Origin of the sequence: Aquitalea sp. USM4 (assembly GCF_004328945.1) — a bacterium.
Taxonomy (GTDB): Bacteria; Pseudomonadota; Gammaproteobacteria; order Burkholderiales; family Chromobacteriaceae; genus Aquitalea; species Aquitalea pelogenes.
Genome location: NZ_CP029539.1, coordinates 67,356 through 87,969, shown reverse-complemented (window position 1 = coordinate 87,969; position 20,614 = coordinate 67,356). Strand labels below are relative to the sequence as shown.

At 62.5% G+C, this 20,614-nt stretch carries 22 protein-coding genes and 1 pseudogene; 13 read left to right on the top strand and 10 right to left on the bottom strand.

Annotation, left to right across the window (positions count from 1 at the left end; genetic code table 11):
* Positions 1-3 precede the first annotated feature (3 nt).
* The 4 genes from DKK66_RS00420 to DKK66_RS00405 all read right to left on the bottom strand — a co-directional run bounded on the left by DKK66_RS00420 (position 4) and on the right by DKK66_RS00405 (position 3,306).
* Positions 4-384, bottom strand: a complete 381-nt coding sequence (locus tag DKK66_RS00420; protein WP_131354476.1) for a carboxymuconolactone decarboxylase family protein — start codon at positions 382-384, stop codon at positions 4-6.
* On the bottom strand, positions 341-793 hold the full coding sequence (locus tag DKK66_RS00415) for a MerR family transcriptional regulator (protein ID WP_131354473.1): 453 nt from the start codon (positions 791-793) through the stop codon (positions 341-343). The genes DKK66_RS00420 and DKK66_RS00415 overlap by 44 nt, the downstream gene beginning before the upstream one ends.
* Positions 794-973: 180 nt before the next feature.
* Positions 974-2,068: an FUSC family protein gene (locus DKK66_RS00410; RefSeq protein WP_131354470.1), complete on the bottom strand. Its 1,095-nt coding sequence runs from the start codon at positions 2,066-2,068 to the stop codon at positions 974-976.
* A 47-nt stretch (positions 2,069-2,115) separates the two neighbouring features.
* On the bottom strand, positions 2,116-3,306 hold the full coding sequence (locus tag DKK66_RS00405) for an MFS transporter (protein WP_131354467.1): 1,191 nt from the start codon (positions 3,304-3,306) through the stop codon (positions 2,116-2,118).
* A gap of 261 nt (positions 3,307-3,567) precedes the next feature.
* Between DKK66_RS00405 and urtA the strand changes: the two are divergent.
* The 12 genes and pseudogenes from urtA to ureG form a co-directional block, all read left to right on the top strand.
* Positions 3,568-4,755 (top strand): annotated as a pseudogene (urtA, locus tag DKK66_RS00400) (urea ABC transporter substrate-binding protein); the annotation flags it as partial.
* A gap of 141 nt (positions 4,756-4,896) precedes the next feature.
* Positions 4,897-6,480 carry an urea ABC transporter permease subunit UrtB gene (gene urtB / locus DKK66_RS00395; RefSeq protein WP_207389830.1) on the top strand — a complete coding sequence of 528 codons (1,584 nt, stop codon included), beginning with the start codon at positions 4,897-4,899 and terminating at the stop codon, positions 6,478-6,480.
* A gap of 10 nt (positions 6,481-6,490) precedes the next feature.
* Complete coding sequence (urtC, locus tag DKK66_RS00390; protein WP_045848007.1) at positions 6,491-7,591, top strand: urea ABC transporter permease subunit UrtC; 1,101 nt, start codon at positions 6,491-6,493, stop codon at positions 7,589-7,591.
* Entirely contained in the window at positions 7,588-8,424 is an 837-nt protein-coding gene (urtD, locus tag DKK66_RS00385; RefSeq protein ID WP_131354464.1) for an urea ABC transporter ATP-binding protein UrtD, read from the top strand. The genes urtC and urtD overlap by 4 nt, the downstream gene beginning before the upstream one ends.
* A gap of 1 nt (position 8,425) precedes the next feature.
* Entirely contained in the window at positions 8,426-9,124 is a 699-nt protein-coding gene (gene urtE, locus DKK66_RS00380; protein ID WP_131354461.1) for an urea ABC transporter ATP-binding subunit UrtE, read from the top strand.
* Positions 9,125-9,201: 77 nt separating this feature from the next.
* On the top strand, positions 9,202-10,062 hold the full coding sequence (locus DKK66_RS00375; protein ID WP_242673533.1) for an urease accessory protein UreD: 861 nt from the start codon (positions 9,202-9,204) through the stop codon (positions 10,060-10,062).
* 14 nt (positions 10,063-10,076) lie between these two features.
* Complete coding sequence (locus DKK66_RS00370) at positions 10,077-10,379, top strand: urease subunit gamma (protein WP_045848009.1); 303 nt, start codon at positions 10,077-10,079, stop codon at positions 10,377-10,379.
* 25 nt (positions 10,380-10,404) lie between these two features.
* The gene (locus tag DKK66_RS00365; RefSeq protein ID WP_131354458.1) at positions 10,405-10,710 is read left to right on the top strand and encodes an urease subunit beta; all 306 of its coding nucleotides are present in this window, start codon (positions 10,405-10,407) and stop codon (positions 10,708-10,710) included.
* Positions 10,707-12,407, top strand: a complete 1,701-nt coding sequence (gene ureC, locus DKK66_RS00360) for an urease subunit alpha (RefSeq protein ID WP_131354455.1) — start codon at positions 10,707-10,709, stop codon at positions 12,405-12,407. The genes DKK66_RS00365 and ureC overlap by 4 nt, the downstream gene beginning before the upstream one ends.
* A gap of 81 nt (positions 12,408-12,488) precedes the next feature.
* On the top strand, positions 12,489-12,986 hold the full coding sequence (ureE, locus tag DKK66_RS00355; protein ID WP_131354452.1) for an urease accessory protein UreE: 498 nt from the start codon (positions 12,489-12,491) through the stop codon (positions 12,984-12,986).
* Positions 12,983-13,666, top strand: coding sequence for an urease accessory protein UreF (locus DKK66_RS00350; protein WP_131354449.1), 684 nt, complete (start codon positions 12,983-12,985; stop codon positions 13,664-13,666). Before ureE ends, DKK66_RS00350 begins: the two co-directional genes overlap by 4 nt.
* Positions 13,667-13,692: 26 nt before the next feature.
* The gene (ureG, locus tag DKK66_RS00345) at positions 13,693-14,304 is read left to right on the top strand and encodes an urease accessory protein UreG (RefSeq protein WP_131354446.1); all 612 of its coding nucleotides are present in this window, start codon (positions 13,693-13,695) and stop codon (positions 14,302-14,304) included.
* An 86-nt stretch (positions 14,305-14,390) separates the two neighbouring features.
* On the opposite strand, the gene DKK66_RS00340 is transcribed toward ureG, so the two are convergent.
* The 5 genes from DKK66_RS00340 to DKK66_RS00320 all read right to left on the bottom strand — a co-directional run bounded on the left by DKK66_RS00340 (position 14,391) and on the right by DKK66_RS00320 (position 18,029).
* The gene (locus tag DKK66_RS00340; protein WP_131354444.1) at positions 14,391-14,789 is read right to left on the bottom strand and encodes a hypothetical protein; all 399 of its coding nucleotides are present in this window, start codon (positions 14,787-14,789) and stop codon (positions 14,391-14,393) included.
* A 272-nt stretch (positions 14,790-15,061) separates the two neighbouring features.
* The gene (pagP, locus tag DKK66_RS00335) at positions 15,062-15,616 is read right to left on the bottom strand and encodes a lipid IV(A) palmitoyltransferase PagP (protein ID WP_045848016.1); all 555 of its coding nucleotides are present in this window, start codon (positions 15,614-15,616) and stop codon (positions 15,062-15,064) included.
* A 118-nt stretch (positions 15,617-15,734) separates the two neighbouring features.
* Complete coding sequence (locus DKK66_RS00330) at positions 15,735-16,100, bottom strand: hypothetical protein (RefSeq protein ID WP_131354441.1); 366 nt, start codon at positions 16,098-16,100, stop codon at positions 15,735-15,737.
* 123 nt (positions 16,101-16,223) lie between these two features.
* Entirely contained in the window at positions 16,224-17,153 is a 930-nt protein-coding gene (locus DKK66_RS00325; protein ID WP_131354438.1) for a CysB family HTH-type transcriptional regulator, read from the bottom strand.
* A gap of 108 nt (positions 17,154-17,261) precedes the next feature.
* Positions 17,262-18,029 (bottom strand): DeoR/GlpR family DNA-binding transcription regulator, encoded by a 768-nt coding sequence (locus DKK66_RS00320; RefSeq protein WP_131354436.1) that lies wholly within the window; start codon positions 18,027-18,029, stop codon positions 17,262-17,264.
* 207 nt (positions 18,030-18,236) lie between these two features.
* On the opposite strand from DKK66_RS00320, the gene DKK66_RS00315 reads away from it, so the two are divergent.
* Entirely contained in the window at positions 18,237-19,514 is a 1,278-nt protein-coding gene (locus tag DKK66_RS00315; RefSeq protein WP_131354433.1) for a haloacid dehalogenase-like hydrolase, read from the top strand.
* 18 nt (positions 19,515-19,532) lie between these two features.
* On the opposite strand, the gene DKK66_RS00310 is transcribed toward DKK66_RS00315, so the two are convergent.
* Complete coding sequence (locus DKK66_RS00310; protein WP_131354430.1) at positions 19,533-20,573, bottom strand: substrate-binding domain-containing protein; 1,041 nt, start codon at positions 20,571-20,573, stop codon at positions 19,533-19,535.
* Between the last annotated feature and the right edge of the window lie 41 nt (positions 20,574-20,614).

Here is a 20,614-nt window from a genome sequence, read left to right as displayed (position 1 = left end):
TAATCACAAGCCGTCATGTTCGGCAAACACCACTTTTGCCGCAAACATGCCGTTGAGCGCGGCCGGAAAACCGGCATACACCGCCATCTGCAGGATGGTTTCGTGGATTTCCTGCTGGCTGAGGCCCACATTCAGCCCGGCGGCAATATGCACCTTCAGCTGCGGTGTGGCATTGCCCAGTGCCGTCAGCGCGGCAATGGTGGCCAGCTCGCGCTGCTGCAGGCTAAGGCCGGGGCGGCAATACACCTCGCCAAAGCCGAATTCGATGATGTAACGCCCCAGGTCCGGGCTGATGTCCTGCAAGCTGGCAATCACGCGTTCGCCTGCCTCTGCGTCGACTTCACGCAGGCGGTTCCAGCCTTGTTGGTAAAGAGGGTTGGTCATGGTCTGCTCCTGTGCTGTCAGGCTGTGCGTCTGCTTGCAAGGCGCTGGCAAGTCCGGTGTAGAAGGCAACCTTGTCGCGCATCACGCTCAGATTGTCTTGCAATGCCGCCAGCCGGTTTTCCAATGCCAGCACATGCTGTTGCAGCATCTGCTGACGCCGGACCACACTGTCCAGTTGCTGCCCGTCCCGGCGCAGCGTGGCATAGGCCAGCATGTCCTGTATCGACATGCCGGTGGCACGCAAACGCAGCAGAAAGGCAATCCAGCGCTGGTCGTGCTCGCTGTAGCAGCGGTGGCCGCTGGCGCTGCGGCGTACCGGGTCTATCAGCCCGATGTCCTCGTAATAGCGCAAGGTATGGGCGGACAGCCCGCTGGCGCGTGCCATTTGCCGGATGGTCAGTGTAGTCATGGGGTTCAGCCTGAAGCTTCTAGTGCACTCTAAGTCAAGCCTGATGATAGCGTGTTTGCCTGCCGTGCCGCTGCCATCTCACCTTATGCCTTCCGGCTGGTGAGGCGGAGATGTTGCTGCATCGGCTTTGCCTACTGCCGCTTGCAGGTCGATGCGATGTGTGGGATGACAAGGACGGACTCAGCTGCCGTCCTTCACCGGCAGCAAGCGGAGGATCAGGCGGCTGATGCCCTGACGCAAGGCTGGCAGGTGCAGGGCCAGTCCACCCAGCAGGCCCACCAGGCCACCAGCCAGGGTGTCGTAGAAGCGCGCCTCGATCAGGGCAAAGGCCGACCCGTGGCCCAGATGAGCCGCCTCGGCCAGCAATATCGCCATCGGCGTGATGAACACTGCCGCCATGCCGTAGTGGCGCACCACCAGCGTTTCCACCACCACACTCAGCAGCATGACCAGTAGCGACACCGTCCAGGCGTTCAGCGGCAGGCTGAAAACACCCCAGGTAAGCAACAGCCCCAGTGCCGTCCCCAGCAGCCGCTGCAACTGGCGGTTCCACACCGCACGCAGGCTGGCTCCTTGCAGCACGGCCAGGCAGCTCACCGGCACCCAGTAGGGCCGTTGCAGTTGCAGCCATTCGGCCAGCAGCAGCGACAGGAAAACCGTCAGGCCGATGATCAGCGCATCCATCACCACGAAGTCGAAATCCGGCGCAGGCAAGGGCTGGACCGGTTTGGGCGTGCGCCAGCGCAGCACATGCAGGCTATAGCCGAAGGCCAGCACGCAGGCCAGCAGGCTGCCCATGGCTACCAGACCAACCCGCAGCGGTATCTCCAGCACGGGTACCGGGGTGTAGGCGGCAAGGGCAGCCAGCATCACGAAGAAATAACTGCCCGGTGGTGGCAGGCGGTAAAAGCGGCAGATCATCGTCACCAGAATGGTGATGACAGCCAGCACCGGGGCCGTGGCCAGCGGCAGCAACTGGCTGAGGAGGCCCAGCGTGAAACTGGCGATCAGACCGAAGCTGCAGGCCATGATGGTGACCATGCGATGGTGCATGGGCGTGGCCGGCAGGTAGAGAAAGGCCATGCCGCCCAGGGATGACAGCAGGCCCAAGGCCAGGTGGCCGGTCCAGGCGGCAATCAACAGCGGCAGGCCGGTGGCCAGCGCGGCGGTCAGCGGCATCTGCCATGGCCGGTCGCTGGCTTGAAAACTGCGTAATTGCTGCCATTCGCGGGCAATCAGGGCGCGTATCCGCGGTACTGGTCTGGCTGGCTGCATGGTGATTTCCGTCAATAGCCAATAAAAAGTGCAGCCTGACGAAAAAGTCAGTGCATTGGCAAGCGCTCAGTGTCGCGCCGCTGCCGCCAGCCGCTCAGCACAAACAGCAGGGCAATGGCCCACAGCACGGCCACCATCCAGGACGAACCGGCATGCTGCATCAAGAGACCGGTGGCAGCCGGGCCCAGGCTGCTGGACGCATTCCAGCTCAGTGAAATCAGCCCGGAAACACGCAGCAGGGCGGCACCGCTGAACAGTTCGCCGCTGGCCACCATGGATAAGGTATAGATGGCACCGGCACACGCGCCCAGCACAAACAGATAAGCCTCCCACAGCAGCGGCAGCTGCATCATCCATGGCAGCAAGGGCAGCAGCAGGCACACCAGCACCCCGCACAGCAGGTGTACCCGGCGACGGCCAAGGTGGTCGGCCAGCCAGCCGATGCCAAACTGCAAGGTGGCATCGCCTGCCAGCAGGATGGAGGCGGATGCCAGCGCGCGGCTCTGGCTCATGCCGCCTTCCATCGCCACCAGCGGCAGGAAGCTGAGCATCACGGTATCGAAAGAGGCAAAAAACGCCGTGCCCAGCAAAATGGCGGGCGCAGCTTGCACAATGCCCAGCCAGCCGGTGTCGCTGGCCTTGTCGTCGGTGGTGGACGCCGAATGTTGCGGATGACTGCCGTCACGTGCTTCCGGCCGGGCCAGCATGATGCCCGGAATCCCCAGCAAAAACAGCGCGCCACACAGGAGAAATGCCTGATCAGGCCAGCGGGCCAGCAAGTCGGTCAGCATCGGTCCCAGCACCTGGCAGGCGGTAAAGCAGGTGGAGTAGATGGCGACGATGCGGCCACGCGCATGGTCGCCAGCCAGGGTGTTGATCCAGCTTTCGCCCAGCACGAACAGCGGAGCCATGGCGGCACCAAACAAAAAGCGCGCCAGCATCCAGCCGGGAATCGACTGCAGGTATTGCAGCGGCATCACCGACATTGAGGCCAGCAGCAGGCAGCCCAGCATCACATTGCGCCGCCCCAGCCGCAGCGCCAGCGCCGGGGCGGCCATGGTGGCCAGCACCCCGCCCAGCGCACCGGCGGCCACGGTCCAGCCGATGACTTCCGGGCTGAAACCGCGGGCAGTGAGGGTGAGGGCGGTCAGCGGCATGGTACTGCCCAGCCCCAGGCCCAGCAGGGCGACACTGAAGATGACGGCGGCAAAATCACGCCAGGCGCTGCGTGGCAGCATGAACAGCTCCGGGGGGAATGGGAGAGACAGCCTAGCACAAGGGCATGGCGCTGCGCCAAGCAGCCCTTGTCGCCCGCCTGCGTAGCCATCTACGTCATGTAACGTATTTTTCCGGCCGCAGGCTGCGGTTACCTTGATGACGCAGCGCAACAATCCATCTCACATCATCAGGGGAATCTCATGGCAAGCACTCGTCGCACTTTTCTGAAGTCCGCTCCGCTGGTTCTGGCCGCCGCCGGCCTGCTGTCCATGCCGGCCTTTGCCGCCGACACCATCAAGGTGGGGGTGTTGCACTCCCTATCCGGCACCATGGCCATTTCGGAAACCTCGCTCAAGGACATGGCGCTGTTTGCCATCGACCAGATCAATGCCAAGGGCGGCGTGCTGGGCAAGAAGCTGGAACCGGTCGTGGTGGATCCGGCCTCCAACTGGCCGCTGTTTGCCGAAAAGGCGCGTCAGCTGCTGAGCAAGGACAAAGTGGCCGTGACCTTCGGCTGTTGGACCTCGGTATCGCGCAAATCGGTGCTGCCGGTGTACGAGGAGCTGAACGGCCTGCTGTTCTACCCGGTGCAGTACGAGGGTGAGGAAATGTCGCCCAATGTGTTCTACACCGGTGCTGCGCCCAACCAGCAGGCCATTCCTGCGGTGGAATACCTGATGAGCAAGGAAGGTGGCGGTGCCAAGCGCTTCTTCCTGCTGGGGACCGACTATGTCTACCCGCGCACCACCAACAAGATTTTGCGGGCCTTCCTGCACAGCAAGGGCGTGAAGGACGAAGACATCCAGGAGATGTACACCCCCTTCGGGCATAGCGATTACCAGACCATCGTCGGCAACATCAAGAAATTCGCTGCCGGTGGCAAGACGGCGGTCATCTCCACCATCAATGGCGACTCCAACGTGCCCTTCTACAAGGAACTGGGCAATCAGGGCCTGAAAGCCACCGACGTGCCGGTGGTGGCCTTCTCGGTGGGTGAGGAAGAACTCAAGGGCATCGACACCAAGCCGCTGGTGGGCCATCTGGCTGCCTGGAACTACTTCATGAGCGTGAAGAACCCGGTGAACAGCAAGTGGATTGCCGACTACCGCGCCTGGGCCAAGAAGAAGGGCCTCGCGAATGCCGACAAGCTGGTGACCAACGACCCGATGGAAGCCACTTATGTGGGCATCAATATGTGGGCCGAGGCAGTGAAGAAAGCCGGCACCACCGATGTCGCCGCCGTCACCAAGGCCATGGCCGGCATCAAGTTTGCCGCCCCGTCCGGTTTCACGCTGGAAATGGACCCGAAAAACCATCACCTGCACAAGCCGGTGATGATTGGCGAGATCCAGCCTAACGGTCAGTTCTCGGTGGTGTGGAAAACCAAGACCCCGATCCGCGCGCAGCCGTGGAGCCCCTTCATTCCGGGCAATGACAAGAAGCCCGACACCCCGGTGAAGAGCAAGTAACAGCGGCTGACAACATCCCTGCTGTGCCTGTTTAGCAGCCGCTCTGGTTGATTGTTTCAGGCGCAGCACGGGACGACGCGCGCCCTTGCCCGCTGCTGCCCTGTCCGGGTGGTGGCGGGCATATCCTGTAAGGAAAGCACCATGCAATTGTTCAAACCCCTGTTCCTGCTGCTGCTGTCACTGTGCAGCAGCCTGGCTGCGGCCAGCCCGCTGTCCGAGCTGGCACATGCCGACCCGGCCGACCGTGCCGGGCTGATCACCCAGTGGACGGTGCAGGCCGACGGCCCGCGCCGTCAGGCGGTTGCCGCGCTGGAAGAGGGCAGGCTGTTTACCAGCGCCGATGGCAACCATGTGTTGTTGCAAGGCGCTGACGGCAAGCTCAGCGATGTGGACAACGGCCAGCCGGTGGCTGGCGATGCCAGCAGTCTGGATGCCTTGCCGGTCAACAACAGCGTGCGCAGCGCGCTGGAGGCGTTTCATGCGGCCGGTGATCTGGCCGACCCGGACCGCAGCAAGCGCCTGAGCGCCATCCAGGCCTTGCAGGACAGTGCCAACCCCGGCCTGCTGCCCTTGCTGCTGAGCCGGCAACAGCAGGAACAGGACAGCCAGGTCAGACAGGCCCTGCACATGGCCAGCGCCCGCCTGCAACTGGCCAGCCCGGATGCCGCACAGCGGCTGAGCGCCATCCACACCCTGGCCGACAGTGCCGACCCGGCCACCCTCAGCCTGCTGGCCCCGCTGACAGTCGCCGCCAGCGAGCCGGAAGCCAGCGTGCGCGCCGCCGCCAGTCAGGCCATGGCCGACATCAAGTCCAGCCAGTGGCGTTACAACATGCTGGGCTATGCCTTCAGCGGCATCAGCCTGGGCTCGGTACTGCTGCTGGCCGCCCTGGGGCTGGCCATCACCTACGGCCTGTTGGGCGTCATCAATATGGCGCATGGCGAAATGCTGATGATCGGCGCCTACGCCAGTTATGTGGTGCAGAACCTGTTCCGCAGCTGGTGGCCGGGCGCTTTCGATGCCTATCTGCTGGCGGCGCTGCCGGTGGCCTTTGCCGTCACCTTTGTCATCGGCATGGCGCTGGAGCGGCTGATCATCCGCCATCTGTATGGCCGTCCGCTGGAAACCCTGCTGGCCACCTGGGGCATCAGCCTGATGCTGATCCAGGCGGTGCGCATGCTGTTTGGCGCGCAGAACGTGGAAGTGGCCAACCCGTCCTGGCTGTCCGGCGGCTGGGAAATCACCCCGGCGCTCACCCTGCCGTATAACCGGCTGGCCATCATCGCCTTTGTTGCGGGCGTGCTGGTGCTGACCTGGCTGCTGCTCAACAAGACGCGGTTGGGCCTGTTCGTGCGTGCCGTCACGCAAAACCGCCGCATGGCCGACAGCGTGGGCGTGCCCACCGGCAAGGTGGACATGCTGGCTTTCGGTCTGGGTTCGGGCATTGCCGGGCTGGGCGGTGTGGCATTGAGCCAGATCGGCAACGTCGGCCCGGAACTGGGGCAGGGCTATATCGTGGACAGTTTCATGGTGGTGGTGCTGGGCGGAGTAGGCCAGCTGGCCGGGACCGTCACCGGGGCCATGGGCCTTGGCATCGTCAACAAGATTCTGGAACCGTCGCTGGGGGCGGTGCTGGGCAAGATCCTCATCCTCGGCTTCATCATCCTGTTCATCCAGAAGCGTCCACAAGGCCTGTTCGCCCTCAAGGGCCGGGTACTGGACTAGGAGCACCATCATGCAAACCGCACTTTCCCTGCGGCTGGCCACCCGTCTGGGGCCGCAGCCGCTGAAACTGGCAGGTGGCGCAGCACTGGCCGTGCTGCTGGCCATGCCGGCCCTGCATTTATGGACGGACCCGGCCAGCAGCCTGCATGTGTCGGCCTACACCCTCACCCTGGTGGGCAAGATCCTGTGCTATGCCATCGTGGCGCTGGCCATGGACCTGGTGTGGGGCTACACCGGCCTGCTCAGCCTGGGTCACGGCCTGTTCTTTGCCCTGGGTGGCTACGGCATGGGCATGTACCTGATGCGTGCCATCGGCCATGACGGCAATTACCAGAGCGACCTGCCGGACTTCATGGTGTTTCTCGACTGGAAAACCCTGCCGTGGTTCTGGCAGGGCAGCGAGCATCTGGCCTGGGCGCTGTGTCTGGCGGTGGGCGTGCCCGGCCTGCTGGCGCTGGTGTTCGGCTGGCTGGCTTTCCGTTCGCGCATCAAGGGCGTGTACTTTTCCATCATGACCCAGGCGCTCACCTATGCCGCCATGTTGCTGTTTTTCCGCAATGAAACCGGCTTTGGCGGCAATAACGGTTTTACCGACTTCAAGCGCATCCTCGGCTATGGCATTGCCGCGCCCGGCACGCGCGCCACGCTGTTCCTGCTGACCGTGCTGCTGCTGGTGGCTGCGCTGGCCGCCGGTTTCTGGCTGGTCAACAGCAAGTTCGGCCGCATCCTCACCGCCATTCGCGATGCCGAGTCGCGGCTGATGTTCTGCGGTTACAACCCGCTGTATTACAAGCTGTTCATCTGGGTGGCGTCCGCCATGCTGTGCGGCCTGGCCGGGGCGCTGTACGTGCCGCAGGTGGGCATCATCAATCCGGGGGAAATGTCGCCGGCCAACTCCATCGAAATTGCCATCTGGGTGGCAGTGGGCGGGCGTGGCAGCCTGATCGGCCCGGTACTGGGCGCGGGTTTCATCAATGCAGCCAAAAGCTGGTTCACCGTGGCTTTTCCCGAATACTGGCTGTTTTTCCTGGGTGGGCTGTTCATTGCCACCACGCTGTTCCTGCCGCGCGGCCTGCTGGGCCTGCTGCGCCGTCACAAGGAGAAGGCATGATGCCCGTCACTACTTCGCAAGTGCTACAGCGTGAAAGCTGGGATGGCGATACCCCGGCCAGTGGCCGCCTGTTGCAGCCGGGGGTGGATGTCACCCATGGCCAGATCCTGTATCTGGACGACATCAGCGTCAGCTTTGACGGTTTCCGTGCACTCAACCGTCTGTCCCTGTCCATCGGCGTGGGTGAGCTGCGCTGCATCATCGGCCCCAACGGCGCGGGCAAGACCACCATGATGGACGTGATTACCGGCAAGACCCGTGCCGACAGCGGCTCGGCCTTTTTCGGCCAGACCATCAATCTGGCCCAGCATTCCGAGGCGGAAATTGCCCAGCTGGGCATAGGACGCAAGTTCCAGAAACCCACGGTGTTCGAGGCGATGACGGTGCAGGAAAACCTGGAACTGGCGCTGGCCGGGCCGCGTTCGGTATGGGCCAGTCTGCGCGCCCGTCTCTCCGGGCAGCAGCGTGACCGGATCGACGAATTGCTGATGCTGATCCGCCTGGGCGAGCAGCGGGCGCGGCAGGCAGGGCTGCTGTCGCATGGCCAGAAACAGTGGCTGGAAATCGGCATGTTGTTGGCGCAGGAGCCGCAGCTATTGCTGCTGGACGAGCCGGTGGCGGGCATGACCGATGCCGAAACCGAAAAGACTGCCGAGCTGCTGCTCACCCTCAAGGGCCGCCATTCCCTGATGGTGGTGGAACACGATATGGATTTCATCGCCAGCATTGCCGGCAAGGTGACAGTGCTGGCCGAGGGCGCGGTACTGGCCGAGGGCAGCCTGCAGCAAGTGCAGGCGGATGAACGGGTGATCGAAGTCTATCTGGGGCGCTGACATGCTGGACATACAAGAACTGGACCAATACTACGGCGGCAGCCACATTCTGCGCCGCGTCAGCCTGCAAGCCGAAATCGGCCAGGTGACCTGTCTGCTTGGCCGCAATGGCGTGGGTAAATCCACCTTGCTGCGCTGCCTGATGGGGCAGCTGCCGGCCAAAAACGGCAGCATCCGCTGGCAGGGAGAGGACATCAGCCGCTGCGCGCCGCACCAGCGCGTGGCGCGCGGCATTGCCTATGTGCCGCAGGGGCGGGAAATCTTTGGCCGGCTGACGGTGGAAGAAAACCTGCGCATGGGGCTGGCGCGCTTTGGCGGCAAGGCCGGGCGCGAGATTCCGGCCTCGGTGTACGAGATGTTCCCGGTGCTGTACGACATGCGCCAGCGTCGTGGTGGCGACCTGTCCGGCGGCCAGCAGCAGCAACTGGCCATTGGCCGGGCGCTGGTCAGCCAGCCATCGCTGCTGGTGCTGGATGAACCCACCGAGGGCATCCAGCCGTCCATCATCAAGCAGATAGGTGAAGTCATCCGCAACCTGGCCGCCCGGCGCGACATGGCCATCCTGCTGGTGGAGCAGTACTACGACTTTGCCGAAGCACTGGCCGATCGCTATATGGTGATGTCACGCGGCGAGGTGATACGTTGCGGAGCTGGTGCCGACATGGCGCGGGACGGAGTACGCGAACTGCTGGCCATCTGACACGGCAGGCTGCCAGCCTGTCTCCCGGCACGCTAATTGCTGAGTCTTGCACCATCCACCTTGCTGATTGACTGCTGATGAATCTGAACGCGCTGAGCATGGCCAATGCCTTGCCTGCCGGTTTGCAAGCCGGCTGGCATGCCGCACTGGAATTGGGCTATGCCCTGGTGCAAGGCCGCACCGTGCCGGTGCATCGACGTCACCAGGGGCCGTTGCGGGTGCAAAAACACTTCATCGACGCGCATGGCCAGTGCCAGCACATTGTGGTGCATCCTCCGGGCGGCATGGCTGGCGGGGACCGATTGATGCTGGATATCGATCTGTCCGCAGACAGCCAGGTACTGCTTACCAGCCCCGGCGCGGCCAAATGGTATGACAGCTTCGGTCGGCCGGCCGGCCAGCAGCTGCAAGTGCGCCAGCAGCCAGGCAGCCTGCTGGAATGGCTGCCGCAGGAAACCATTCTGTATGCCGGCAGTACCGTGCAGCTGGACAACTGCTTCCGTCTGCAGGGCGATGCCCGCCTGCTGGCTGGCGAGGTGATGTGCCTGGGCCGCCCGGCCAGTGCCGAACACTTTGACCGTGGCCTGTGGCAGCAAGGCAGCGAAGTCTGGCGTGACGACACCCTGCTGTGGTGCGAGCACAACCATGTGCCCGGTGACAGCCCCTTGTTGGCATCCCCGGTGGGCATGGGTGGCCACACCGTGCTGGCTACCTTGCTGTGGGCCGGGCCGGCACTGCCGCCAGACATCCATCAGGCCTGTCTGGAACTGCCCTGTGCCGGGCGTGCCGCTGCCAGTCAGCTGCCCGGCATCTGGCTGGCCCGCTTTATTGGTGACAGTGCCGAAGCCGCCCATCACTGGCTGCGAGGCTGTCGCAACCTGATCTATCCCTTCAGCCACGGACGCGTAGCCAGCCAGCCGCGCATCTGGGCAAGCTGACAAGAAAGCACCCCATGGAACTGACCCCCCGCGAAAAAGACAAGCTGCTGATTTTTACTGCCGGGCTGGTGGCAGAGCGCCGCCTGGCCCGTGGCCTGCGGCTGAATTATCCCGAAGCCGTGGCCTATATCAGTGCCGCCATTCTGGAAGGCGCACGCGACGGGCAGAGCGTGGCCGCGCTTATGCACTACGGCACCACGCTGCTCAAGCGCGAACAAGTGATGGACGGTGTGCCGGAGATGATTCCGGACATCCAGGTGGAGGCCACTTTTCCGGATGGCACCAAGCTGGTCACCGTGCACCAGCCCATTGTCTGACGCAGCCCGCCAACAGGAGATTGCGATGATTCCAGGAGAAATCCGCTTTGCCAGCGGCGATATCGAAATGAATGTCGGCCGCGCCACCTTGCAGCTGGAGGTGGCCAATAGTGGTGACCGGCCGATACAGGTCGGCTCGCATTACCACTTTGCCGAAGCCAACGACGCACTGCGCTTCGACCGCGCTGTCGCACGTGGTTTCCGGCTGAATATCGCCCCCGGTACGGCGGTGCGTTTCGAACCGGGCCAGACCCGCACGGTGGAACTGGTGGCGCTGGATGGCGCACGCCGCGTATTCGGCTTTCAGGGCCGGGTGATGGGGGACTTATGAAAATCAGCAGACAGGCTTATGCCGAGATGTTTGGCCCCACCACGGGCGATGCGGTGCGACTGGCTGATACCGGCCTGTGGGCACAAGTAGAGCGCGACTTCACCGTTTACGGCGAAGAAGTGAAGTTCGGCGGTGGCAAGGTGATTCGCGACGGCATGGGCCAGGGTCAGTGCGTGGCCGCCGAGGTAGCGGATACCGTGATTACCAATGCGCTCATCATCGACCACTGGGGCGTGGTCAAGGCTGACATCGGCCTGAAGGGCGGCCGCATTGCCGCCATCGGCAAGGCAGGTAACCCGGACATCCAGCCCGGTGTGGACATCCTGATTGGTGCGGCCACCGAAATCATTGCCGGTGAAGGCATGATCATCACCGCTGGTGGCATCGACACCCATATCCATTTCATCTGCCCGCAGCAGATCGAAGAGGCACTCGCCGCCGGCATCACCACCATGATTGGCGGTGGCACCGGCCCGGCCACCGGCACCAATGCCACCACCTGCACGCCGGGGCCCTGGCATATGGCCAGCATGCTCAAGGCCGCGGAAGGCTTTGCCATGAACCTGGGCTTTACCGGCAAGGGCAATGCCAGCCTGCCCGAAGCGCTGCGCGAACAGGTACGCGCCGGGGCCATCGGCCTGAAGCTGCACGAGGACTGGGGCAGCACTCCGGCGGCCATCGACAACTGCCTGAGTGTGGCGGACGAAATGGACGTGCAGGTGGCCATTCACACCGACACGCTGAACGAAGCCGGTTTTGTCGAAACCACGCTGGCAGCATTCAAGGGCCGCACCATTCATACCTATCACACCGAAGGGGCCGGTGGCGGCCACGCACCCGACATCATCAAGGCCTGTGGCTTTGCCAATGTGCTGCCCAGTTCCACCAACCCCACGCGGCCCTTCACCGTCAACACCATCGACGAGCACCTGGACATGCTGATGGTGTGCCATCACCTGCATGCCTCGATTGCCGAAGACGTGGCCTTTGCCGAAAGCCGTATCCGGCGCGAAACCATTGCCGCCGAGGACATCCTGCATGATCTGGGTGCCTTTGCCATGATGTCCTCCGACAGCCAGGCCATGGGCCGTGTGGGGGAAACCATCCTGCGTTGCTGGCAGACGGCGGACAAGATGAAACAGCAGCGCGGTCCGCTGGCGGGGGACAGCGAAGGCTGCGACAACGCCCGCATCAAGCGCTATATCGCCAAGTACACCATCAACCCGGCCATCACCCACGGCATCAGCCACGAAGTGGGCAGCATCGAAGTGGGCAAGCTGGCCGACCTGGTGCTGTGGAAGCCGATGTTCTTTGGCGTCAAACCATCGCTCATCCTCAAGGGCGGCATCATCGCCATGGCCGCCATGGGCGATGCCAATGCCAGCATTCCCACGCCGCAGCCGGTGCACAGCAGGCCGATGTTCGGCAGTTTCGGCAAGGCCATTGCCGATGGCAGCGTCACCTTTGTCTCACAGGCTGCGCTGGATGCCGGTATAGGCGAGGCGCTGGGGCTGAACAAGCGACTGGTGGCGGTACATGGCTGCCGCAGCGTGCAAAAGACGGACCTGATCCACAACGACTACCTGCCGCAGATTGAAGTGGACCCGCAAAACTATCAGGTAAAAGCCGACGGACAGCTGTTGTGGTGCGAACCGGCCGCCGTGCTGCCCATGGCCCAGCGCTATTTCCTGTTCTGAACAGGCACAGCTGGCACAGGTCATTCATGGCCTGGAAACCACCGGGTTGCGGCCCGGAAAACAGACAAACAAGGAAAGAACATGCTGGTGATTACCGAGCGACTGCCGCAAGCCTGCCGCAGTGATGCCGACTTGCTGCTCAGCTTTGAATTGCGCAGCAAGACCCGGCTGCGTACCCGTACCGTGGATGGCGAGGAAGCCGGCCTGTTTTTATCCGCCGGCGCACCGCTGGCGCATGGTCAGTGCCTGCGGGCGGAAGATGGCCGCGTGGTGCGCATACTGGCGGCGGACGAGCCCCTGCTGCATGTGCGTTGCGCCAGCCCGGAAGCACTGTGCCGTGCGGCCTACCATCTGGGCAATCGTCACGTTCACTTGCAGGTGGGCGAGGGCTGGTTGCGGCTGCTGGACGACTATGTGCTGGAGCAGATGCTGCAGCAAATGGGGGCGGAAGTGAGCCGGCTGTTTGCGCCGTTCAATCCGGAAAGCGGAGCCTACGGCGGTGGCCATCATCATTCGCACGGCAAGGATGCCGCCTTCCAGTACGCGCCGAAGCTGCATCTGTTCGGTCAGCCCGCATGAGCACACTGCTGCCTTTGCTGCAATTGCTGCGCCTGGCCAGCCCCGGCCTGCCGATTGGCGGTTTCAGCTATTCGCAGGGGCTGGAAAGTGCGCTGGAACTGGGCCTGGTACACGATGCCGCCAGCGCGCAGCAGTGGTTGCATGAAGTCTTGCAAGGCCCGGTCTGCCATTTTGATGCCGCCATGCTCTCCCGCATGCTGCACGCGGTGACCGCTGGCGACGAGGCTGCATTGTACCGGCTCAACCAGCGCTATCTGGCCAGCCGCGATTGTCGCGAGCAAAGACAGGAAACCATACAAATGGGCTACTCGCTGCGCCAGTTGCTGGCGGGTTTGCCGGAAGGCCAGGCCATGAGCTGGCCGGATGGCTTGGCCAATGGCGACGTCTGCCTGCCGCTGGCATGGGCGCTGGCGGCCCGTGCGCTGGGCATAGACGAGCGCGAAGCAGTGACCGCGCTGCTGTGGAGCTGGCTGGAAAACCAGGTGATGGTGCTGCTCAAGGCCATGCCCATGGGCCAGAGCGCAGGCCAGCTGCTGCTGTCGGCCCTGCTGCCCGCGCTGGCGGAGGCGGTGGAGCGCGCCATCAGCCTGCCTGCCGGACAACACAGTAATTTCGCCCCCGGCCTGATGTGGGCGGCGATGAAACACGAAACCCAGTACAGCCGCCTGTTCCGCTCCTGAGCGAAACAGGCCAGAGGAGATACATCATGCAGAAAACCGCCTTGCGCGTTGGAATCGGCGGGCCGGTCGGCTCGGGCAAGACCCACCTCACCTGGGCGCTGTGCAGCGCCCTGCGCGACATCTACAACGTTGCCGTGGTCACCAACGATATTTACACCCAGGAAGATGCCCAGTTTCTGGTGAGGAACGAGGCGCTGTCGCCGGACCGCATCATTGGCGTGGAAACCGGCGGCTGCCCGCACACTGCCATCCGCGAGGATGCGTCCATCAATCTGGAAGCGGTGGTACAGCTCAATGCCCGTCATTCGGGGCTGGACGTCATCTTCATCGAAAGCGGCGGTGACAATCTGGCCGCCACCTTCAGCCCGGAGTTGTCCGACCTCACCATTTATGTGATCGATGTGTCTGCCGGTGACAAGATTCCGCGCAAGGGCGGGCCGGGTATTTGCAAATCCGACTTGCTGGTGATCAACAAGATAGACCTGGCACCGCTGGTGGGCGCTTCGCTGGAGGTGATGGAGCGCGATGCACGCAAGATGCGCGGCGAGCGGCCCTTTGTGTTCTCCAATCTCAAAAGCGGGCAGGGCCTGGCGGACATCATCGCCATCATCGAGGAGAAGGGCATGCTCAAGCTGTAAGCCAGTTGTTCTGGGCAAACAGATGGTGAGTTGATGTGACAAGGCCGGGCGAAGCCCGGCCTTGTCTTGTCATTGCGTCCGAGTTCTTACTGCGGAGCGTGCGACCCTTCATCTGGTGGCGGCGGCGGGAGCAGCGGACGCAGCGGTTTGGCCAGTACCATGCCGTCGTAGGGCTGGCATATGGCGGGAATGCTGTCGCCGTGCAGGTAAATGGTGGTCTTGCTGCCTGTCTTCTTGCCCACGCAGGCTTTGACGGCAGCCAGCGGCGGCTCGTGCGGCGGTGGTGGCATGTGTCCATGCTCATCGGCCGGATGCGGGCCGTGCGGATCGCATTGGTGGTGCCCCGGTTCCGAGGCATCCTGATGCCCGGCCTGGCAACGATGTGCAGCTGAGTCAGCCGGCATGTTGCTGTCTGCCGCATGGCTGGTGCTGCACAACAGCAGGCCCAGCGTGGCGCTGACAGCAATAAAGTGAGAGGGGCGCATGAGAGTCCTGCCTTCATGGTGACAATGCGCCCACCTTAGTCAGGCGCTGGCAGCGCTACAAGCTTGTGGCTGCCAGCTTTACACCGCTTTGAGCGAAGTGAAGCCAATTAGCCCCGTTTAACATGTTTTACATGCGCTGCCGGAGCAAGTTTTCGGGCTTGGAGCGGCTGACAAAATAGCGTTGCATCCCTGGGGCAAGGCGCGCCGACGCCGACAGTAAAAGAGTACGGCAAGGAGGCGCAGCGCAGCAGCAGTGTTTTTGTTAGCCGAACTCAGAAGTGGTAATGGGCAAAGGTAAACAGCACATTGCCATTGCCCTTGCCGCCGGGAATATAAGTGCTGTTGATGGTCAGATTGCCATAGCTGATACCCACCAGCGGCAGCACACCCGGGAAGGGGAAGGAGTGCAGGGTGTCGGTGCGCGAAGTGATGAAGGCGGTATAGCCGATCTCTGCACGCCACTCACCTGCGCGGAAAAAGGGGTGGGTATAGGCATAACCGGCAATCGGCTCTACCTTCTTGTGCGAGTCGAGAAAGGCCATGGCATACAGCGCATGCCAGTTGTCATTGTCGTCACGCAGGCTGCGGCCCAGGCCAAAACCCCAGGGGTTTTCATTGAACTCGGCGATCTTCTCTTTGGTATAGGCCCAGCGCATGTGATAGGTGTTCAAGGGCAGGTAGGCATCCAGCGTGCCATCGTTCCAGACATGCTGGACTTCATTACTGGCACTCTCCAGCCATGATTCGGCGCGGGCCGGGCTGGAGAACAGACAGGACAAGGCGCTGCCAAGGACAAGGGCGGTGCTAAGGCGGGTGTAAGCGGACATGAATCTCAACTGGCGGTGTGCTGCCAGCCAGAACGGCAGCACGATTGCAAAAAATAGGGCAGGGCTGGGGATGTTACCTGTACTGGCCAGCAGGTCAAGTCAGCTCGGCTAGACCGGCTTAGTTGCGCAGAAGTTCCCGTTGTTGCCGCTCGGCTGCCTGCATGTCGCGGCACAAATGCAGCAGGGTGCTGGCCGCATCCGGGGCGTGTGCCTGCAGACGTCGGGCCGCCGCGTCCAGCAACTGGCGTGCCTTGTGCCATTCGCCGTACTCCAGATACAGGCTCGCGCGTTGGTACAGGTTCATGCTGTCTTCCCGGAACAGCGCCGGGTGCTGCGCTGGCTGTTGCTGGATGGTGTCCAGCCGCTGCCGGTTCAGCGCCTGGACGCGTGGCAGAAAATCATGGCACAGGGTATTGATGCTGGCATGCGTCAGCGCGGGCAGTGGCGGGCGTCGGGAAATCAGTCGGGAAAGCGCCTTGAGCATGGCACGGCAGTCCTGGCCTGCCTGGAGCAGGGTATGGTGGGAAACCCCGCACCATACCCTGTCCGTACGTCAACTTGCGGCAAGAAACATCAATAGTTGTAATGCCGGGCGTTGCCTGCCATTTCAGTCCTGCAGGGCCGGGTTCAGTGCGCTGCGCACCGTGCTTTCATCCAGCGCGGACGAGCACAGCTCGATGAAGCGGTAGGCATAGCTGCGCAGGTAATGGCCGCGACGAATGGCAATGCGGGTGGTTTGCTGGCCGAACAGCGGCTCGCCCGGCACCACTTTCACCGCCTGGTCACGCTGCGGGTCCACGGCCATGGAGGCAACAATGCCGACGGCCAGTTCCAGTTCCACATAGGTCTTGATCACATCGGCATCCAGTGCCGACATCACGATGTCCGGCACCAGCCCGGCGCGGGCAAAGGCACGGTCAATCTGCGCACGGCCGGTAAAGCCCTGGTGGTAGGTGACGATAGGGTATTCGGCCAGCGTTTCCAGCGACAGGGTTTGCTGGTGCAGCGGGTGATCCGGCGGGGCAATCACGCTGTGGTACCAGCCATAGTAGGGGAAGGAAACCAGCTCGGGCACTTCGGCCACCGCTTCGGTGGCAATACCGATATCGGCATCACCGGACTGCAGCAGGCGCACCAGCTCTTCCGGGCTGGCCTGATGCAGCACCAGATGTACTTTGGGAAAGGCTTTCTTGAAGGCAGCCACCACCTTGGGCAGCGCATAGCGCGCCTGGGTGTGGGTGGTGGCAATGGTCAGCTGGCCTTCGTCGCGCAGGCTGAACTGTTCGGCCAGGCGCTTGATGTTGCCGGCGTCCAGCAGCATGCGCTCCACGATGATCAGCAATTCCTTGCCCGGATCGGTCAGCCCCAGAAAACGCTTGCCCTTGCGGACGAACAGTTCGACACCCAGTTCGTCTTCCAGGTCCTTGATGTGTTTGCTGACGCCGGATTGCGAGGTGTACAGCGCGTTGGCGACTTCGGTGAGGTTGAAGTTCTGGCGCACGGTTTCGCGGATGATGCGCAGTTGCTGGAAGTTCATGACCATGCCTTGAATTTATATAACTCAAAGCAGGATATTTCTGTTTTTAATATAACAAAAATAACATTTACTTGTTTGCATATGCCATCTTGGTATCAGCTTGATCCGTCAAACCAGCCATAGCTCTCCCACTTGCGCTGCCAGTGCCTCGCAGGCTGGCGACGGGGCGTCCTGCCGGTTGCTGACCAGCAGGTCGATGGCTTCCGCCCGGCACAGGCTGAAGCGGCTGCTGAGGCCCAGCTTGCTGGTATCGGCCAGGATAAAGGTTTGATCTGCCTGCTCGCTCATGGCACGGGCCACTTCGGCCTCGTGGTGATCGTAATTGCTGGCCCCCATATCGCAGCTGACGCCAACCGGGGACAGCAAGGCAATGTCGGCCCGGTAATGGCGGATGGCATTGACGGTGCTGCCGCCCACCGTGGCTGCGGCACGTTCGCCCAGCTCACCCCCCAGCATGATGACCTGATGGCGTTTGCCGCCCTCCGGCTGGCGCAAAGCCAGCGCCACATCAAAGGCATTGGTGATGATGGTCAGGCCGGAGAGCCCGGCCAGCTGGCGGGCCAGCAGGGCGGTGGTGGTGCCGGCATCAATGAACACGGTTTGCCCCGCACTGAGCCTGCTGCATACCGCACGGGCAATGTCTTCCTTGAGACGGACATTGAGCTGCGCCCGTTCGGCAATCGGGGCTTCCGTTGCGCTGGGACGCACAATGCCGCCATGGGTGCGGCGCAACTGTCCCAGCGCTTCCAGCGCGGCGACATCCCGCCTGACTGTTTCCCGCGATACCTGTAGCTCCCTGACCAGCCGATCAGTGCTGATGCGCTGCTCCAGTGCCAGCAAGGCACGGATGCGCTGGTAGCGCTCTTCTTGCCACATGGGCTTCTCCACCTGATAAGTGCCTGCTCATTCTCCCTGGCTTAGCTGCCCTGTCAAGCCGGTCGCCTGCTGGGATTTGCAGGTCGGATTTGCGCGCTTTGTGTACTTTTGTGGCAAAGTTGTAATATTGGGTGTTTATTATGCTGGCCATGCTGACGGGCTGGCATGGCCTCCCGTCTTCCTTTGTCATCCGGATCGGGAGATACCATGCAACGCCGCCAGTTCATTCATGCCCTTGCCGCCGTATCTGCCAGCAGTCCCTTGTTGCTGGCCTCTTCTTCAGCCCGTGCCCAGAGCAGCACGGCCAGCGTTCCGCTGGATAGCGCACGCTGGTCACCTCGCAATGCGGCGCGCCTGCAATTGCTGCTGGACCAGCATGGCCGCCACAGCCCCGCTTACCGTGCCGACCGCAAGCCTTACGCCGTGTTCGACTGGGATAACACCTGCATCATGAATGACTGTGAAGAAGCCTTGCTGATGTACCAGATCAACCACTTGCAGTACAAGCTGACGCCGGAGGAGTTCCACCAGGTCGTGTGGCGAGACGTGCCGGATGAAACCTTCATGGCCGACTACAAGACGGTGGATGGCAAGCCGGTGCGCATGGCCGATATCGCGGCCGACGTGGTGGCAGACTATCGCTGGCTATATGCCAACTATCAGGGCCTGGCCGGCAGCCGCAGCCTGGAAGACGTGCAGGCCAGCGACCAGTTCAAGGATTTCCGCGCCAAGCTTTACTTCATGTATGACGCCATCTGCGACAGCTTCCCGCTGGAAATCGGCTACAAGTGGATCATCTATTTCTACAAGAACATGAGCACGGCCGAACTGCAGGCCATGGCCATGGCCTCCAACAAGGCGGCGCTGGGGGATGGCCTGCGCAAGGTGCGCTACCAAAGCCCGGAAACCCTGCCGGGCAAGGCCGGGGTAGTGGCCGACACCCATTTTCATGGCATCCGCGTGCATGAGGAAATCCGCGGCCTGATGCATACCCTGCGCGCCAACGGCATTGATGTGTATGTCAGCACCGCCTCCATCGACGACGTGGTACGGGTGTTTGCCGGGCATGCCGATTTTGGCTATGGCGTGCCGCCGGAGAATGTCATTGGCCTGCGGCTGGAAATGGAAAACGGACGCTATACCGATCGCTACCTGAATGGCTGGCATTTCAACTGGGGCCCGGGCAAGACCGTGGGCATCCGCCAGCAGTTGCAGGCGAAAAAGGGTTATGGCCCGGTGCTGGTGGCCGGCGACAGCGATGGCGATGCCTGGATGCTGCGTGACTTTGCCGATACCTCGGTGGGGCTGATCGTCAACCGCATGAAAAAGGGTGAAATCGGCGCAGACAGCCAGCTGGCCGCCCAGCAACTGGGGCAGCCGCAGGCGCGCTTCATCCTGCAAGGGCGTGACGAGGCCACCGGTTTGATGTTGCCGGATGAAAAGTCGCTCAAATACGGAAAGACCGAGCGTAAGCTGCTGGCCTGAGCGGGCAGCAATCGTGGCTTAACGCAAGCGCCAGATGGCGCGATAGGCTTGCTGGTAGGGCAGGGCGGCATCCACCTCCTGCTCGCCCAGCTGTTGCAACACCTCACGGGTAAGCAGGATGGGTTTGCTGGCATAGCCGCTGGGGCTGGCATGGGCAAAGGCGCGGTTGAGTTCGTCTGCCATCTGCCAGCCTTGCGCCGCAAGTGGTTCGGCCACGGTTGCACTTTGTTGTGACAAACCGGCGCGGATACGGGTGATGGCCTTGCTGGAACCGTCTCCGGCGGAGACATTGCGGATGTCCGCACGCTGCACATGCAGCAGCGGATAGTTCATTTCATCGAAATAGACATCGTTGATGGCCAGCGTGTGCGTCCATTGCTTGCCATAGCGCTGGTTCAACTGCCTGACCACCGCATCCATGCGTTCTGCCGCATGGTTGATGGGGATGTTTTCCACGCTCAGCAACTTGCAGGTCTTGCACTGTGCCAGTGTCTGCTGCATGAAGCGGGTTTTGGCATTGGCAATGTCAAAGCGCTCGTCGTTGAAGATGACCACGCCAGCCTTGCCCTGGCTTTGCTGGATGACATAGCTGGCGGCCAGCCGCGCCACTTCCTGCGGGTCGGTGGTGACATTGAAAAACAAGCCGTCCTGCGCTCCCGGCGTGGCGGTGGCATGCCAGCCAACCAGCGGAATGCCGGCCTGCCTGGCCGCACCGATTTCCACCCTCAGGTCGCTGGCAGCAATGCCACCCAGAATCACCCCTTGCACCCGGCGTTGGCTAATGGCGCTGGCCAGCGCCTGGCGCAGCAGCGCACTGCTGCCCTTGCCATCGATCATCTGTAACTGCCATCCCAATAGCCCAGCGGCAGTGGCAAAGGCACGATAGCTGCCGGCAATGCCGCCATTGCGCAGATCCTGCGCCAGATACAGCACCTGATAATGGCCCGGCTGCCGGGGAGGTCCACTGCGTGGGCCGTCCCAGCGCTGCTCAGCCAATGCCGCCGCCAGGCCCTGGCTGGCCAGCATCAGCACTATCAGCAGTGTGCGTTTGATTGCCATGGCAACCTTTCGGCTTGATGGCCCATGAGGGTTGGAGAAAA

Bases quoted from the DNA above. Each gene is read 5' to 3' on its own strand.
- DKK66_RS00370 (WP_045848009.1), top strand. From the start codon at position 10,077: ATGGAACTGACCCCCCGCGAAAAAGACAAGCTGCTGATTTTTACTGCC.
- DKK66_RS00405 (WP_131354467.1), bottom strand. From the start codon at position 3,306: ATGCTGCCACGCAGCGCCTGGCGTGATTTTGCCGCCGTCATCTTCAGT.
- urtE (WP_131354461.1), top strand. From the start codon at position 8,426: ATGCTGGACATACAAGAACTGGACCAATACTACGGCGGCAGCCACATT.
- DKK66_RS00315 (WP_131354433.1), top strand. From the start codon at position 18,237: ATGCAACGCCGCCAGTTCATTCATGCCCTTGCCGCCGTATCTGCCAGC.
- DKK66_RS00310 (WP_131354430.1), bottom strand. From the start codon at position 20,573: ATGGCAATCAAACGCACACTGCTGATAGTGCTGATGCTGGCCAGCCAG.
- DKK66_RS00340 (WP_131354444.1), bottom strand. From the start codon at position 14,789: ATGCGCCCCTCTCACTTTATTGCTGTCAGCGCCACGCTGGGCCTGCTG.
- ureG (WP_131354446.1), top strand. From the start codon at position 13,693: ATGCAGAAAACCGCCTTGCGCGTTGGAATCGGCGGGCCGGTCGGCTCG.
- pagP (WP_045848016.1), bottom strand. From the start codon at position 15,616: ATGTCCGCTTACACCCGCCTTAGCACCGCCCTTGTCCTTGGCAGCGCC.
- DKK66_RS00330 (WP_131354441.1), bottom strand. From the start codon at position 16,100: ATGCTCAAGGCGCTTTCCCGACTGATTTCCCGACGCCCGCCACTGCCC.
- urtB (WP_207389830.1), top strand. From the start codon at position 4,897: ATGCAATTGTTCAAACCCCTGTTCCTGCTGCTGCTGTCACTGTGCAGC.
- urtC (WP_045848007.1), top strand. From the start codon at position 6,491: ATGCAAACCGCACTTTCCCTGCGGCTGGCCACCCGTCTGGGGCCGCAG.
- ureE (WP_131354452.1), top strand. From the start codon at position 12,489: ATGCTGGTGATTACCGAGCGACTGCCGCAAGCCTGCCGCAGTGATGCC.
- ureC (WP_131354455.1), top strand. From the start codon at position 10,707: ATGAAAATCAGCAGACAGGCTTATGCCGAGATGTTTGGCCCCACCACG.
- DKK66_RS00320 (WP_131354436.1), bottom strand. From the start codon at position 18,029: ATGTGGCAAGAAGAGCGCTACCAGCGCATCCGTGCCTTGCTGGCACTG.
- DKK66_RS00420 (WP_131354476.1), bottom strand. From the start codon at position 384: ATGACCAACCCTCTTTACCAACAAGGCTGGAACCGCCTGCGTGAAGTC.
- DKK66_RS00415 (WP_131354473.1), bottom strand. From the start codon at position 793: ATGACTACACTGACCATCCGGCAAATGGCACGCGCCAGCGGGCTGTCC.
- DKK66_RS00410 (WP_131354470.1), bottom strand. From the start codon at position 2,068: ATGCAGCCAGCCAGACCAGTACCGCGGATACGCGCCCTGATTGCCCGC.
- DKK66_RS00365 (WP_131354458.1), top strand. From the start codon at position 10,405: ATGATTCCAGGAGAAATCCGCTTTGCCAGCGGCGATATCGAAATGAAT.
- DKK66_RS00325 (WP_131354438.1), bottom strand. From the start codon at position 17,153: ATGAACTTCCAGCAACTGCGCATCATCCGCGAAACCGTGCGCCAGAAC.
- urtD (WP_131354464.1), top strand. From the start codon at position 7,588: ATGATGCCCGTCACTACTTCGCAAGTGCTACAGCGTGAAAGCTGGGAT.
- DKK66_RS00375 (WP_242673533.1), top strand. From the start codon at position 9,202: ATGAATCTGAACGCGCTGAGCATGGCCAATGCCTTGCCTGCCGGTTTG.
- DKK66_RS00350 (WP_131354449.1), top strand. From the start codon at position 12,983: ATGAGCACACTGCTGCCTTTGCTGCAATTGCTGCGCCTGGCCAGCCCC.